The sequence below is a fragment of the Enterobacter sp. CRENT-193 genome, assembly GCF_002787395.1.
In the GTDB taxonomy this organism is placed as follows: Bacteria; Pseudomonadota; Gammaproteobacteria; order Enterobacterales; family Enterobacteriaceae; genus Enterobacter; species Enterobacter hormaechei_C.
This window is the reverse complement of the sequence record NZ_CP024812.1, coordinates 3,567,181-3,581,363: the sequence shown is the minus strand read 5'-3', so window position 1 is coordinate 3,581,363 and position 14,183 is coordinate 3,567,181. Positions and strand designations below refer to the sequence as shown.

The window sequence follows — 14,183 nt, the reverse complement described above, 5'->3', positions numbered from 1 at the left end:
AATGGTGGATCACGCTAAGGCGCGGGATTTTACGGAGTGTGAAGGATGCATGCAATGACGTGTGGCAGAAATCAGAAAAAAAGTAACAAAAAAGGCGGCACTGCGCCGCCTTTATGAAACCGTTTTGTTACTTGTACAGATCGGCGCTGATGGTCAGGTTGTTACCACGTTCCTGCCACTGACGGGTGATGTGGTAATACTTCGCGCCTTTCTTCGCAGCACGCTTCGCCACCTGATAGGAGATTTCCGTCATGTTGCCATAGTTGCCCGTAAACTTGATGCTGTCGAACGGCACCATCTGCGCGGCAGTGGCTTTGTTCAGCTCTTCAATTTTCGTGCCGTCTGGTAATGTAACGGTATAACGACCGCCTTTGGTGGATTGGGTTTCAAAGAAACGACCCACTTCAGCGCTTGGTGCCGCAGACGTTGCTACGCCCGGAATTTCCACTTTCTTCGCTTCTTCACCGCCTTTCGCTAACGCGGCACGTCCCGCATCTGAATCCGCTGGAATGGCATCCGGGCTTTGCACTACGCGTTTTTTCGCATCTTGCTTATAGATGAAAGCGGTGATGCGCTGGTTTCCGCCCTGGTTGGCATCAACCTGACGCACGATATAAAACGCGTAAGCGCCTTTTTCTCTCGCGGCTTTGGTGATGGCATCGTTAACTTCAGGCTGGCTGCGGTAGAAGCCCTGAACGGTCACGGTGTCATACGGTTCCAGCTGAACAGCCTGATCTTTCGGCAGTTCAACAATGCCGTTAATCACGCGGTTTTTCTGTTCATCTGCTTTTGGGGCATTATCTTTGTACAGCGCAATCGTCACGCGCTGGTTGCCGCTGTTGCCTTGATCGGACTGGTCAACAACGTAAAACGAGGCAGCGCCGTTTTTATCGGCGGCTTTTGATGCGGCGGCGACGGCATCGCCAATAGAGTTATAGCGACCCACAATGACCGTATGGTCAAAAGGTTTTAACGCTGCCGCTTGCTCCGGCGTCAACTCTGTCGCGGCATTCGCAGACAGGGCGGTCGCGGAAAGAAGTGCGGACGCCAGGAGTGTGTTCTTAAGCTTCATAAAAATAATCCTTCGCCTTGCGCAAACCATGTACTGGTGTTGTTGTTAATTTGAGACGGTCCCGATTATGGCATTTAACACCCATCGCTGTCTGCGGCATTTTTCACAGCCTGTGCTCACCAAAGGACCTGATTCGATAACATTTTGTGATATGTGGAAAAAACAGGCGTTTCACAAGAAAAACTGATTAAGCATATGACTTTTACAAGTTAATTTAATGTTAATGAGTTGTTCTATTATGGCGCTATATCATGTTTTTACCGCTTCGCTTGCGCGATTTATCGGTCCTGAAGGCGAATTTAAGGTAAATATCTCTGTCAGTAACCCCGATCGCTTATTTTTCACAGATAAAGTAAGAAATAGTGTTTTCTGGCGGTAGATCACGGGCGCTATTTTCAGTAGGTTATAGAAAGTTTGTTACTGTTTTATTTTCCGGGGTTAATCATTCTCCGTCGTTATCGCGATGGTGAAAATTGATACAAACCGCGGGCAATTATCGACAAACCATCATCAAAAACCGATGGAAGGGAAAACTATGCGTATTGGGGTACCAAAAGAACGGTTAGCCAATGAAACCCGCGTAGCGGCAACACCAAAAACGGTGGAGCAACTGCTTAAACTGGGTTTTACCGTCGCGATTGAAAGCGGCGCGGGCACACTGGCGAGTTTCGATGACGAGGCCTTTACTCAGGCTGGCGCGGACGTCGTGGACGGTGCTGAGGTCTGGCAATCACCCATCATTCTGAAGGTAAACGCACCGGAAGAGGGTGAAATTGAACTGCTGAACGCGGGCACTACGCTGGTGAGCTTTGTCTGGCCAGCCCAAAACCCGGAGTTGATGGAGAAGCTGGCGGCACGCGGTGTCACCGTGATGGCGATGGACTCCGTGCCGCGTATTTCGCGCGCGCAGTCTCTGGATGCGCTGAGCTCCATGGCGAACATTGCCGGCTATCGCGCCATTGTCGAAGCTGCGCATGAGTTTGGTCGCTTCTTTACCGGTCAGATTACGGCGGCAGGTAAAGTTCCACCCGCGAAGGTGATGGTGATTGGTGCCGGTGTGGCAGGTCTTGCCGCTATCGGGGCCGCAAACAGCCTGGGCGCTATTGTTCGCGCGTTTGATACCCGGCCGGAAGTGAAGGAGCAGGTGCAGAGTATGGGCGCCGAATTCCTTGAGCTGGACTTCAAGGAAGAAGCGGGCAGCGGTGATGGTTACGCGAAGGTCATGTCTGAAGCCTTTATCAAGGCGGAAATGGCGCTCTTTGCGGCGCAGGCAAAAGAGGTAGACATCATTGTCACCACCGCGCTTATTCCGGGTAAACCGGCGCCGAAGCTGATCACCCGTGAGATGGTGGATTCCATGCAGCCGGGCAGCGTTATAGTCGATCTGGCGGCGCAAAACGGCGGTAACTGTGAGTATACCGTGCCAAATCAGGTCACGACGACCGCGAACGGCGTGAAGGTGATCGGTTATACCGACCTGCCAGGGCGTCTACCAACCCAGTCCTCTCAGCTGTACGGCACGAACCTCGTTAACCTGCTGAAGCTGCTCTGCAAAGAGAAAGACGGCAACATTACCGTTGATTTTGATGATGTGGTGGTGCGTGGCGTTACCGTGGTGCGTGAAGGGGAAATCACCTGGCCTGCACCGCCGATTCAGGTTTCCGCTCAACCTCAGGCTGCGCCGAAAGCGGCACCAGAGCCCGCGGAGCCAGCAAAACCTGCGTCGCCGTGGCGCAAATACGCCATCATGGCGCTGGTCATAATCCTGTTTGGCTGGCTGGCGGACGTCGCGCCAAAAGAGTTCCTTGGCCACTTCACCGTCTTCGCGCTCTCCTGCGTGGTGGGTTACTACGTCGTGTGGAACGTTTCCCATGCGCTGCATACCCCGCTGATGTCGGTCACCAATGCCATCTCCGGGATTATCGTGGTCGGGGCATTGCTGCAAATTGGTCATGGCGGCTGGATCAGCTTCCTGAGCTTCATTGCGGTGCTGATCGCCAGTATCAATATTTTCGGTGGTTTCACCGTGACTCAGCGCATGCTGAAAATGTTTCGTAAAGGCTAAGGGGTAGCATATGTCTGGAGGATTAGTTACAGCCGCATACATTGTTGCTGCAATCCTGTTTATTTTCAGTCTGGCGGGGCTTTCCAAACACGAAACGTCTCAGCAGGGAAATAACTTTGGTATCGCCGGTATGGCGATTGCGCTGATTGCCACCATCTTTGGGCCGGACACCGGCAACGTGGCGTGGATCCTGGTGGCGATGATCATCGGCGGCGCGATTGGTATTCGTCTGGCGAAACGCGTTGAAATGACCGAGATGCCGGAGCTGGTTGCTATTCTGCACAGCTTCGTGGGTCTGGCGGCGGTGCTGGTGGGCTTCAACAGCTACCTGTACCACGAACCGGGCCTGGAGCCGATTCTGGTGAACATCCATCTGACCGAAGTGTTCCTCGGCATCTTCATCGGTGCGGTGACCTTCACCGGGTCGATTGTGGCGTTCGGCAAGCTGCGCGGGAAGATCTCTTCCAAACCGCTGATGCTGCCTAACCGCCACAAGCTGAATCTGGCGGCGCTGGTCGTTTCATTTGTGCTGCTGGTGGTCTTCGTGCGTACCGAAAGCGTAGGCTTGCAAGTGCTGGCGTTACTGGTGATGACCATCATCGCGCTGGCGTTCGGCTGGCATCTGGTGGCGTCTATCGGCGGAGCAGATATGCCGGTAGTGGTTTCCATGCTGAACTCCTACTCCGGTTGGGCGGCGGCGGCGGCAGGCTTTATGCTGAGCAACGACCTGCTGATTGTCACCGGTGCGCTGGTGGGTTCTTCCGGTGCGATCCTGTCTTACATCATGTGTAAGGCGATGAACCGTTCGTTTATCAGCGTCATCGCGGGTGGCTTCGGTTCTGACGGCTCATCAACCGGTTCTGATGAGGAAGTGGGTGAACACCGTGAAATCAGCGCGGAAGACACCGCAGAGATGCTGAAAAACTCGCATTCCGTCATCATCACCCCAGGCTATGGCATGGCGGTGGCGCAGGCGCAGTATCCGGTGGCGGAAATCACCGAGAAACTCCGCGCGCGCGGTATCAAGGTTCGCTTTGGTATTCACCCGGTGGCGGGGCGTCTGCCAGGCCACATGAACGTGCTGCTGGCGGAAGCGAAGGTGCCTTACGACATCGTGCTGGAAATGGACGAGATCAACGATGATTTCGCCGACACCGACACCGTGCTGGTGATTGGCGCCAACGACACCGTTAACCCGGCGGCGCAGGACGACCCGCGTAGTCCGATTGCGGGTATGCCTGTTCTCGAAGTGTGGAAGGCGCAGAACGTTATTGTCTTCAAACGCTCTATGAACACCGGCTATGCTGGCGTGCAGAACCCGCTGTTCTTTAAAGATAACACCCACATGCTGTTTGGCGACGCCAAGGCCAGCGTGGATGCGATCCTGAAAGCGCTGTAATTTCGCTTCATCCTGACAAACCGCCCCCTGGGGCGGTTTTCTTATTTCTGCGGCCAGCTTTTCTCCTCTGTCTATACTTTACCCTTTGTGTAATACGAGGAGGTGTAATGCGATTTTTGTCCCGCTTCGACATCATCGAGCTGATGATGACGCCGTCTTTCTGGATCGGCGTCGCCACGGTGGTCTTTGTGACTCTGCTGGTGTACTGGCTGCTGACGCGCCTGATCGCCTTCGTTAAGAAAGGGATCACCACCTGGGGCGACAAGCACCCCAGCACCAACCGGATGCGCTTTATCCTGACGGATATGCTTAACCGCACCAGCCGCGTCCTGCTTTTTGTCGTGGCGCTGTTGTTCAGCCTGCGTTTCGTCGACTTACCGGATCATCTCTTTGGTACCGTGAGCCACGCCTGGTTCCTGGTCTTCGCTATCCAGGTGGCGCTGTGGATGGATCAGGGGGTGGTGTCGTGGCTTCGTCACGTCATGCTGGCGCCGGGAAGCCATAAAAACCCGGTGACGCTGGTGATCACGGGGCTTATCCTCCGTGCCATTGTCTGGTCAGTGATGCTGCTGTCTATTCTTGCTAACGCGGGCGTCAACATCACTGCTCTGGTTGCCAGCCTTGGGGTAGGGGGTATTGCTATCGCCCTCGCGGTGCAAACGATCCTGAGCGACGTGTTTGCATCGCTCTCCATCGGTTTTGATAAGCCGTTCGAAATCGGCGATTTTGTGGTGTTTAACGATGTCGCCGGGACGGTAGAGCACATTGGTCTGAAAACCACCCGTATCCGCAGCCTGAGCGGGGAGCAGATTGTCTGCGGGAACGCCATCCTGCTGCAACAGACGCTGCATAACTACAAGCGGATGCAAACGCGGCGGATTGTTTTTACCTTCGGGGTCGCCAGCGACACGGCGCCGGAAAAACTGCGTTCAGTGGGTGAGATGGTCAAACAGATCATTACCGACGTCGGGGAAACGAAGTTTGACCGCGCCCATTTCCTGGGCTTCGATCGCGATCGCCTGACCTTCGAGGTGGTTCATATTGTTAATACGGCGGATTACAACAAGTACATGGATATTCAGCAGGAGATCAATATTCGTATCCTGGAGGGGCTGAACCAGCAGGAGATCAAGCTGGCGCTACCGAGCATGGTTCTGCACGCGCCCTGGATGAATGCCGGCGACGAGGCATCTGCGCAACGGTTGAGCGAAGCGCAATAAAAAATGTCCGCAGTCAAGCGATTGTTGAAATCAGCCTGATGGCCGGAAGTCTATATGGGGTGCGGGTTTGGCTCTACTTCGGGCCGCCTTGCGGGGCTGTGGCGTTGTGGGCTGGGAGCCACATAGGAGCTTCGCGGTAGAAAGCCCGAGCGTGCTGCATCGGGGGCGGTTGCCTGCAGGCGGTAGCCGCGTTTGGTCTTCATAGCCCAATCGGTCGCCGTCCTCCAGAATGAAGAACGCGCAGCCTTGGGCTGCGCGTTTGAGGGATGGCCGCCAGCGGAAACCGGCATCATCAGCTTGGCTTCGGCGGCGCGGCCTTGCCCGCGCCTCCCTTCCTGAATCCCCGATCTCCGACCATGAAGGCTTCTAGCATGTGCGGAATTAGCACCGTGGCATCGACCGCCTCGCCGTAGGTCTGCGCGTGCAGCGTAGCGTAGCGGTCGAGGTCGGCTTTCAGGCTGGCCGGGCAAGCAAAAGTCAGCTTCGTGGATTCCGTTTTCGGCAGCGGCCCGAGCCGTAGCTTGCGCGTCGTCATCGCGAAGTCCCCCTGTTGAAGAAAAGTGGCTGGTACGGCCGCAGCACCAGATCGCGGTTGACGATGATGCGAACCGGCAAGCCGGGGCGCTCCGTCAAGGTGGGCTGGATGTTGAGGTTGCGCCGGGTCATCTCCTGACCGACCTGATTGATGCTGTCCTGGGCGCTATCGCGGCCGGCGATGATGACGCGATCACCGTCCTGCCGGTTCTCCGGCGCAGCCAGTTCGGCACCGATGCCCAGTAGCGTCGTCAGTGCCGCACCGGCAAAGACGCGATCCCAATGCCAATCCACATCATCTTCCAAGCCGGCGTAGCCGGCCGGATCGGTGCCGGCCAAGTTGTCGAGCTTGAGCGAAGACGTGTCGGGCAGGATGATCCGGTTCCACACCACTTGCACGCGGCTCTGCCCGTAGCTGACCTGGCTGTTGTATTTGCCCAGGATGCGTGACCCCTGCGGGATCAGCAGGAACTTGCCGGTAGCCGTGTCATAGACCGGCTCCGTCACTGTGGCGATCACATCGCCCGGCAAGTCCGACTTGATGCCCGTCACCAGCGCCCCGGCGACCACCGTTCCGGCCATGACCTGATACGGCGACGCCGGCAGCGTCAGGTTGCCGGAATCACGGGCTTCCGTGGTTCCGGCTTTCTGGAATGCCTCTTTCTGGTCTTGCCGGTTCTGCACGGCGGTCGGGTCGGCGGGCTGGGCCGCCGTCGACGCAGGCCCGGCCGCCAGCGGGTCGAAGGCCGCATTGGCGGTGAAGCCCGGCGCAGCGGCTACCTGTGTCTGCGCCACCGGCGCGGCCTTCTGCGAACCAGAGCGGAAGAACACCGCCGATGCCGCTGCTGCTTCGGCTTCCTTGCGCAACGCGTCGTTGGGGTCGTTGCCGGGGGCCGCGTAGGCGGCCGTCACCGGCTGCTGCGACTTCACAATGGCCGGGCCAAGATCGCCTGGCAGCGGCGGCCCCAACTCCGGCACGGATGCCGCCAAGGGGGGCGGCAGCTTCGAGTAGTCCGCCGGCAGCGCGTCCAACCCTTCGGACTTCGAGACGCGATCGACGTTGTAAAGCTCGGTCTGCTCGCCTGCACCGCGCCGCTGCGGTTGCAGCGACCACATCAGCGCGCCGAGCACAGCGACCGAGAGACCGCCGACGAGGATGGCCAGCGTGCGCCGGTTCAGGCGCGTGACCGGGCGCGGTTGGGCGCGCAGCGCAACTGCCTCGGGTGCCACCTTGCCCGCATGCGGCGTGGCGAGGTCGGGAGTGTCGTCCTGGCTCATGGTCAGTTCCTCCGCGCCAAGCCATCCGTGCGTTCGATACGCACCACGTCACCCTTGTCGCCGCCCAGGCGCAGTTCGGCCGCGCCGAACAGCCGATCCACGATGTAGTAAGGCGAGCGAAAACGGTAATTCACCAGTTGTCCGTCGCCCTGCGCGCCGATGACGAACAGCGGTGGCAGCTCGCCTTGGGCGATTCCCGGCGGGAACTGGATATAGACCTTCTCGCCATCGTCGAAGGCGCGCAGCGGCTTCCACGGCGGATTGCTGCCTGAGACGGAATATCGGAAGCGGATCTTCTCCAGCGACAGTCCGGTATCGACCGGTGCGGCGGCGCTAGCCGCCTGCGACTGGCGCTGCAAGGCCAACATCCGGTCTTTTGGGTAGTCCCAGGACACCGACGCCATCCATGCCTTTTCCGTCGAGGTCAGTTCCAGCAGGTATGTTCTGCGACTGGTGGTGATGACCAAATTCGTCTTGAGGCCTGAGCGGATGGGCTTGACCAGCACATTGATGCGCATCGCGTCGCCGCTGCCGCTGGACGTGTCACCGACGATCCAGCGCACGGTATCGCCGGCTGCGACCGTCACTAGTTCCTCGCCCGGCTGCAAGGAAACCACGGTCACGCGTCCCGGCGCGGCATAGACTTGGTAGAGCGCACCATCGGTGAAGGGCCACACCTGAATCGCATTGACGTAGCCCTCGCGCGTGGGCGCGATGCGCGCCTCGGCATTGGCACGGGAAACGCGCACCTTCTCATCGGCCGGCTCCGGCTTAGCCGGGGCCGCGTCCAACTCGTGCAGCGGCTTCAACTGCGCTGGCAGCGCCAGCGGCTCGGGCATGGCGACGACTTCCACTGGAGCAGGCGGCTCCGGCAGCGGCTGTGCCTGCACCGGCTCATCGAGCGAAATGGACGGAGGCGGCTTGCCCTGCGAAGCGCAGCCCGACAGGGCCACCACGGTCAGCGCGAAAGCGTATAAGCGGAAAGACAGGTTCATGGCTTGGCTCCTTCAGAAGAATCCAGTTCGCGGCTCCACGACAGGCCGTTGACGTAGATACCCAGCGGGTTCTTGCGCAGGCGCTGTTCGGTGCGCGGGGTTTGCAGGACGGTGGAAAGCACCGCGTTCCATCGCTCGGTCCCGGCGGGGGCACCGTTGATGAACCGTTGCTCCGTCCAACGGACGTTGAACGAGGCATCGCTGGCGCGTACCACGCTGGTGATCTGCACCGTCACCGACTCGCGGCCAACACGGGCGAAAGGATCGTTCTTGCTGGCGTAGTCGTTGAGCACCGCCGCGCCTTTGTCGGTGGTGTAGTCGTAGGCGTCCAGCCAGTTTTGCCGCACCACGATGGGATCGATAGACAGCGAGCGCACCAGCGTCACGAAGCGCGCCAGGTGGTGCGCGATCTGCGCATCGGCGGGCCGGTACGGCGTGGCGGCTTCGCCGACGGCGCGCACCTGCCCCGACTGATCGACCTCGATGACGTAAGGGGTGACGATGGACTGCGCCGAGCGCCACACCAGGCCACCGGCCATCAGCAGCGCAAGCGTGAGGCAGCCGAAGGCCATAAAACGCCAGTTCTTGGCCTGGACGCGGGCCGAGCCGATGCGCTCGTCCCACACCTGCGCGGCGGATTGGTACGGGGTGGCAGGCTGCGGCGTGTCGGCATAGCGCACCTGCGGGCGTTTGAATCGCATAGGGTTCTCCTTGGTGGTCAGGTATCGGGTCACGCATCGGGGCGCAGGCTTGGGCCTTGCCCTGAGCCGCCGCCGTCGCCACTGCGCAGCGTGTGGGCTGCGGTGGTTGCGGCATGGGTGATCTGCTGGCGGCGGTGCATCCGCTTTGCCCAGGCGGGTTGCTCTTGCTTCGGCGCGCTGGCTGCGCCTTCGCCTGCGGCGGCCTGGCCGGAACCGGCAGCGCCGACATCCGCACCGTTCCATCCTGCCCGGAAGGAGTCGGCCACCTTCTGACCGGCAGCGGAAGCGCCCGATGCAGCTCGGCGGCCTGCCGCTTGCGCGCCGGTCTTGGCGACATTGCCGAGGCCCGCAGCCGCGCCTTTAGCCCCGCCGCCCGCAGCGGCGGAACCGGCCTGGAATGCGGACTTGGCGCTGCTGGCCGCCGACGTGGCGGCGCGTGCGCCGCTCCCGGCCAGCTTTGCGGCGGCCGGGGCCATGCGTGCGCCCGCCATGACGGCACCGCCCACGCCGGTCGCGGCGGCACCGATGGCAACACCCGTGCCTACCGCGCCGACGGCAGCGCCCGCCATCGCACCCGCGCCGAGCTGCGGCGCACCGGACACAAGGCCCGTGGCGATGCCGGGGCCGAAGATGCCCAGCGCCAGCAAGGCAAGCGAAGCCAGCATCACGACAAGCGCATGGTCGATGGAAGGCTCGTCGGGATGAACCTGGAACTCCGCGAACAGGCCCGAGCCGATGCCGACGATTACCGCCAGCACCAAGACCTTGATGCCTGACGAAACCACATTGCCGAGCACCTTTTCCGCGAGGAACGAGGTTTTGTTCCAGAGCGCAAACGGGATCAAGACGAAGCCGGCAAGCGTGGTCAGCTTGAACTCGATCAACGTGATGAAAAGCTGAACCGCGAGCACGAAGAAACAGAGGATCACCACCAGCCAAGCGATGAACAGCACCACGATGGGGTCGAGGTTCACGAACACTTCGGGGAAGCCGGCCATGTCACCGATCTGGTCGAGGATCGGCGCAGCGGCGTCGATGCCGGTCTTGGCAAGCCGACCCGGCTGCAAGAAGTTCTCCATCGTTATGGCCGAGCCAGTGGCGGTGATGCCTAGCCCGGCGAACGAGCGGAACACGATGCTCGACAGCCAATTGAAGTTACCGATGATGTAGGCGAAGGCACCGACGTAAAGCACCTTGCGCAGCAGCTTGGCGATCACGTCCTCGCCCTGGCCGGTCGCATGGCTCATGGCCCAATACAGACCGGCAATGGTCATGTCGATGACAATGAGAGTGGCCGTCAGGAACGCGACTTCGCCTTGCAGCAGACCGAAACCGGAGTCGATGTAGCGCGAGAAGGTATCGAGGAATCTGTCGATGATCGTTACGTCGTTCATGGCGTGTCCTCCGCAGCGGCGAGCGACGCATCACCTTCCGGCGCGTCGTCGGTTGGCGTGTCGAAACTCGCCGGAATCGGCGGCAGTTCTGCCAGCGTCCGGTATTCGTCCGGCCCAGTCTGGCCGGTGAAGAAGCGCCGCCGGAAGGCTTCGGCAGCGGCGCGACAGGTGTCTTCGCCTGCGGTTTGCCGGTCGGCTGCGCATTGGGCGCGCAGCGCCTTGAGCCGCACGGGATCGGCGGCCAAGGTGGCGGTCAGGTCTTCAGCCGGCTGCTGGCCGCATGCGGTCAGCAGCACGGCCAGCAGGACAGGAACGCATCGCATGGCCGCCTCCCGTCAGTTGTTGTAGAAGTTGACGGACTGCGGTGTGTACGGCGTGCCGGTGCCCAGGAAGCGCCGCCGCACTTCGCGGGCGCGCTCGGTGGCCGCTGCCTGCCGCGCCAGCTCCAGCGAGGCCGCCCTGTCTTGTGTGATCTGGAGCTGCTGGGCCTGGATGGACTGCTTGGCCTGCAAGGCGAGAAGCTGGTTCGTTGCCTGCATCGCTTGCAGCGCACCCGTGGCCGATTGGCTTTGGCTCACGAGGTCGGCCAGCGCGCTTTCGTCTTGCGTCAGGTTCTGCGACACCTGCGCCTGCATCCGCATCGCGGTGTGCAGGCCGTCGAGCGTGTTCTTCCAGCGTTCGCGTGCGTCCTGTGCCATGCGGTCGCCGCTGATGGTGGCGGCGTACTGCTCCGGGTACAGGCGCGAGAACGTGGCATCCATGCTCTGCACGTCGTAGGCCAGCCCTTGCGCCTCGGCAATCAGGCGTTCAGTCGTGGCGAGCGTCGAGCGCAGCCGGTTGACGATGTTGAAGTCGAGATTCGCCAGGTTGCGCGCCTGGTTCATCAACATCTGCGCTTCGTTCTGGAGCTGGTTGATCTGGTTGTTGATCTGCTCCAGCGTGCGGATGGCAGTCAGCGTGTTCTGCACCAAGTTGACGGGATCAACGAAAGTGAGCGCCGCCGCTGGCTGAGCGAGCATCAGCGAGCCGGCCAGCGCGGCGGCGAGCGAAACGGAAAGTACACGGGTCTTCATGGCGAAATCTCCAGGGGTTGAGTAGCGAGGAAAGAAGCCGCCGACGGCGAGGACGGCAGCAGGTCGGCGGCCCAATCGAGGCCGCGATGGCGTAGCCACGCACCGGCGAAGCCGGGAGCGCCGGCCTGCGTCAGCACTCGGTCAATGTCGCGTTGGTCTTGCGGTGTGGATGCGCCCGAGAAGGCGAGCGCGGCTGGCCCCAGGTCGAGGTCGAACAGACGATTGCCCAGGCGCGATTGGTAGTAGTAGTCGCGCTTGGGCTGCGCGGTGGCGACGATTTCGATTTGCCGACTGTTGAGGCCAAAGCCCTCGTAGACCGTGCGAATCTGCGGCTCGGTCGCCTGCGGGTTGGGCAAGAAAATCCGGCTCGCGCAGCTTTCGATGATCGCGGGCGCGATGGTCGAATCCTTGATGTCGGCAAGCGACTGCGTGGCGAAGATCACCGACACGTTTTTCTTGCGCAGAGTTTTCAACCATTGCCGGATGCGTGCCGCGAAGGACGGTTCATCAAGGAATAGCCAGGCTTCATCGAGAATCAGCAGCGTGGGAGCACCGTCGAAACGTGCATCGAAGCGGGCGAACAAGTAGCGCAGCACCGCTTGCACGGCGGCGGGGCTGTGCATTAGCTCTTCCATCTCAAAGCCCTGCACGTCGCCGCTGCCGAGCCGGTCGCGGTCGGCATCCAGTAGCTTGCCGTGCGCGCCGCCCAGCACATACGGCGACAATGCCTGCCGCAGCGCGTTCGATTGCAGCAGCACCGAAAGCCCGGTCATCGTGCGCTGCTCCACCGGCGCACCAGCGAGGCTGCCGAGCGCCGACCAAATGGCGGCTTTCTCGTCGGGGCCGACGGTCACGCCTTCATGCAGCAGGCGGCCTTCGATCCACTCGGCGGCCCAGGTGCGATAGCCTTCGCTGTCGATACGGGCCAAGGGCTGAAAGGCAATGGCGCCGTCCGCGCCGAGGTCGTAGTGTTCGCCGCCCAGGCCCAGCACCGTCGCCCGCATGGATCGCCCCATGTCGAAGGCGAAGATGCGCGAGCCGCCATAGCGGCGGAACTGCAAGGCGAGCATCGCCAGCAGGACAGATTTTCCCATGCCCGTCGGCCCCGCGACCAGCGTATGCCCCACGTCGCCGATGTGCGTCACCAGCCGGAACGGCGTCGCGCCATCCGTGCGCGTGACGATCAGCGGCGGGCCGTCGAGATGGGCGTTTTTCTCCGGCCCAGCCCACACGGCGGACACCGGCATCATGTGCGCCAGATTCAGCGTCGAGACGATGGGCTGGCGCACGTTGGCATAGGCATTGCCTGGTATGGACGACAGCCACGCATCGACTGCATTTAAGGTTTCGGGGATGGTGACGAAGCCACGTCCTTGGATGACACGTTCCACCATGCGCAGCTTTTCGTCGGCTACGGCAGGGTCGTCATCGAACACCGTCACCGTGGCGGTGAGGTAGCCGAAGGCGACTTGATCGCTGCCAAGCTCTTGCAAGGCGGCATCCGCGTCGGCCGCCTTGTTGCTGGCATCCGTGTCCACCAGCGGCGATTCCTGCTGGAAGATGGTTTCGCGCAGTAGCGCAATGACATTCTTCCGTTTCGCAAACCACTGGCGACGCAGGCGGCCCAGCTCCTTTTCCGCCTCGGCTTTATCGAGGCAGAGAAACCGGGTACTCCAGCGATAGGCAAAGCCCAGGCGATTGAGGTCGTCCAGCAGGCCCGGCCAGGTCGAGGTCGGAAAGCCCCGCACCGACACCACGCGCAGATGCTGGTCACCCAGCATGGGCGCAAGGCCGCCGACTAGGGCGGAATCGGCCAGCAGTGCGTCGAGGTGGAAAGGCACCTCGGGCACGGCCAGCCGGTAGCGCCGCGTGGACACCGTGGCGTGAAGATAAGTCAGCGTCGCGGCATCGTCCAACCAGACGATTTCTGGCATCACGCCATCGAGCAGGTCGAAAACCCGATCCGTTTCTGCCAGGAAGGCGTCAAGCCGACCGCGCCAGTCCACACCATCGCCCGGCGCGTGCTCGTAGAGCAGCTTGGCTGCACGAGCGCGGGATTCCTCCGGCGGCAGATAGGCTAGCGTCAGGTGATAGCTGCTTTCGTAGTGGTTCCCCGATTCCTCAAAGGCAGCGCGGCGTTCTTCGTCCACCAGCCAGGACAGCGGTTCGGGAAAGTCGGAATGCGGATAGTCCGCGGCCGACTGGCGCTCGGCTTCCACGAACAGCGCCCAGCCCGAACCCAGCCGGCGCAACGCGTTGTTTAGCCGTGCCGTCGTGGCGATCAATTCGCCCTGCGTGGCGCTGTCCAGATCAGGCCCGCGAAAGCGCGCCGTGCGCTGAAACGAGCCATCCTTGTTCAGCACCACGCCCGGCGCGATCAGCCCAGCCCAGGGAAGCCAGTCGGCCAGCAAGGCGGGCCGCTGGCGGTATTCGGCAAGGTTAAGCATGGCGG

Annotated in this window: 12 protein-coding genes; 3 read left to right on the top strand and 9 right to left on the bottom strand. The window is 61.2% G+C overall.

Features of this window, described 5'->3' with window-relative positions; translation table 11 throughout:
- Positions 1-127 precede the first annotated feature (127 nt).
- Complete coding sequence (ydgH, locus tag CU081_RS17770; protein WP_003857546.1) at positions 128-1,072, bottom strand: DUF1471 family protein YdgH; 945 nt, start codon at positions 1,070-1,072, stop codon at positions 128-130.
- A 535-nt stretch (positions 1,073-1,607) separates the two neighbouring features.
- Here ydgH and pntA point away from each other — a divergent pair.
- The 3 genes from pntA to CU081_RS17755 all read left to right on the top strand — a co-directional run bounded on the left by pntA (position 1,608) and on the right by CU081_RS17755 (position 5,756).
- Entirely contained in the window at positions 1,608-3,137 is a 1,530-nt protein-coding gene (gene pntA, locus CU081_RS17765) for a Re/Si-specific NAD(P)(+) transhydrogenase subunit alpha (protein WP_023324557.1), read from the top strand.
- Between the two features lie 10 nt (positions 3,138-3,147).
- Complete coding sequence (gene pntB / locus CU081_RS17760) at positions 3,148-4,536, top strand: Re/Si-specific NAD(P)(+) transhydrogenase subunit beta (protein WP_003857541.1); 1,389 nt, start codon at positions 3,148-3,150, stop codon at positions 4,534-4,536.
- Between the two features lie 107 nt (positions 4,537-4,643).
- Positions 4,644-5,756: a mechanosensitive ion channel family protein gene (locus CU081_RS17755; RefSeq protein ID WP_003857538.1), complete on the top strand. Its 1,113-nt coding sequence runs from the start codon at positions 4,644-4,646 to the stop codon at positions 5,754-5,756.
- A gap of 292 nt (positions 5,757-6,048) precedes the next feature.
- Here CU081_RS17755 and CU081_RS17750 read toward each other — a convergent pair whose 3' ends face one another.
- Genes CU081_RS17750 through trbE form a run of 8 tightly spaced genes read right to left on the bottom strand, consistent with a single transcriptional unit; the run spans position 6,049 to position 14,178 of the window.
- On the bottom strand, positions 6,049-6,291 hold the full coding sequence (locus CU081_RS17750) for a DUF2274 domain-containing protein (protein WP_004883121.1): 243 nt from the start codon (positions 6,289-6,291) through the stop codon (positions 6,049-6,051).
- Positions 6,288-7,568 (bottom strand): TrbI/VirB10 family protein, encoded by a 1,281-nt coding sequence (locus tag CU081_RS17745; RefSeq protein ID WP_004883119.1) that lies wholly within the window; start codon positions 7,566-7,568, stop codon positions 6,288-6,290. The genes CU081_RS17750 and CU081_RS17745 overlap by 4 nt, the downstream gene beginning before the upstream one ends.
- A gap of 2 nt (positions 7,569-7,570) precedes the next feature.
- Positions 7,571-8,563: a P-type conjugative transfer protein TrbG gene (trbG, locus tag CU081_RS17740; RefSeq protein WP_004883112.1), complete on the bottom strand. Its 993-nt coding sequence runs from the start codon at positions 8,561-8,563 to the stop codon at positions 7,571-7,573.
- On the bottom strand, positions 8,560-9,264 hold the full coding sequence (gene trbF / locus CU081_RS17735) for a conjugal transfer protein TrbF (RefSeq protein ID WP_004883108.1): 705 nt from the start codon (positions 9,262-9,264) through the stop codon (positions 8,560-8,562). Before trbF ends, trbG begins: the two co-directional genes overlap by 4 nt.
- Before the next feature lie 29 nt (positions 9,265-9,293).
- Positions 9,294-10,658, bottom strand: coding sequence for a P-type conjugative transfer protein TrbL (trbL, locus tag CU081_RS17730; RefSeq protein ID WP_004883106.1), 1,365 nt, complete (start codon positions 10,656-10,658; stop codon positions 9,294-9,296).
- On the bottom strand, positions 10,655-10,981 hold the full coding sequence (locus CU081_RS17725; protein WP_004883103.1) for a hypothetical protein: 327 nt from the start codon (positions 10,979-10,981) through the stop codon (positions 10,655-10,657). Before CU081_RS17725 ends, trbL begins: the two co-directional genes overlap by 4 nt.
- A gap of 12 nt (positions 10,982-10,993) precedes the next feature.
- On the bottom strand, positions 10,994-11,731 hold the full coding sequence (gene trbJ / locus CU081_RS17720; RefSeq protein ID WP_004883101.1) for a P-type conjugative transfer protein TrbJ: 738 nt from the start codon (positions 11,729-11,731) through the stop codon (positions 10,994-10,996).
- A complete protein-coding gene (gene trbE, locus CU081_RS17715) occupies positions 11,728-14,178 on the bottom strand; it encodes a conjugal transfer protein TrbE (RefSeq protein WP_004883099.1) in 2,451 nt (816 codons plus the stop codon). The genes trbJ and trbE overlap by 4 nt, the downstream gene beginning before the upstream one ends.
- Positions 14,179-14,183 lie beyond the last annotated feature (5 nt).

Coding starts and splice junctions, on each gene's coding strand:
- trbG (WP_004883112.1), bottom strand. CDS start 8,563: ATGAACCTGTCTTTCCGCTTATACGCTTTCGCGCTGACCGTGGTGGCC.
- trbJ (WP_004883101.1), bottom strand. CDS start 11,731: ATGAAGACCCGTGTACTTTCCGTTTCGCTCGCCGCCGCGCTGGCCGGC.
- pntA (WP_023324557.1), top strand. CDS start 1,608: ATGCGTATTGGGGTACCAAAAGAACGGTTAGCCAATGAAACCCGCGTA.
- CU081_RS17755 (WP_003857538.1), top strand. CDS start 4,644: ATGCGATTTTTGTCCCGCTTCGACATCATCGAGCTGATGATGACGCCG.
- trbF (WP_004883108.1), bottom strand. CDS start 9,264: ATGCGATTCAAACGCCCGCAGGTGCGCTATGCCGACACGCCGCAGCCT.
- CU081_RS17750 (WP_004883121.1), bottom strand. CDS start 6,291: ATGACGACGCGCAAGCTACGGCTCGGGCCGCTGCCGAAAACGGAATCC.
- trbE (WP_004883099.1), bottom strand. CDS start 14,178: ATGCTTAACCTTGCCGAATACCGCCAGCGGCCCGCCTTGCTGGCCGAC.
- CU081_RS17745 (WP_004883119.1), bottom strand. CDS start 7,568: ATGAGCCAGGACGACACTCCCGACCTCGCCACGCCGCATGCGGGCAAG.
- pntB (WP_003857541.1), top strand. CDS start 3,148: ATGTCTGGAGGATTAGTTACAGCCGCATACATTGTTGCTGCAATCCTG.
- CU081_RS17725 (WP_004883103.1), bottom strand. CDS start 10,981: ATGCGATGCGTTCCTGTCCTGCTGGCCGTGCTGCTGACCGCATGCGGC.
- trbL (WP_004883106.1), bottom strand. CDS start 10,658: ATGAACGACGTAACGATCATCGACAGATTCCTCGATACCTTCTCGCGC.
- ydgH (WP_003857546.1), bottom strand. CDS start 1,072: ATGAAGCTTAAGAACACACTCCTGGCGTCCGCACTTCTTTCCGCGACC.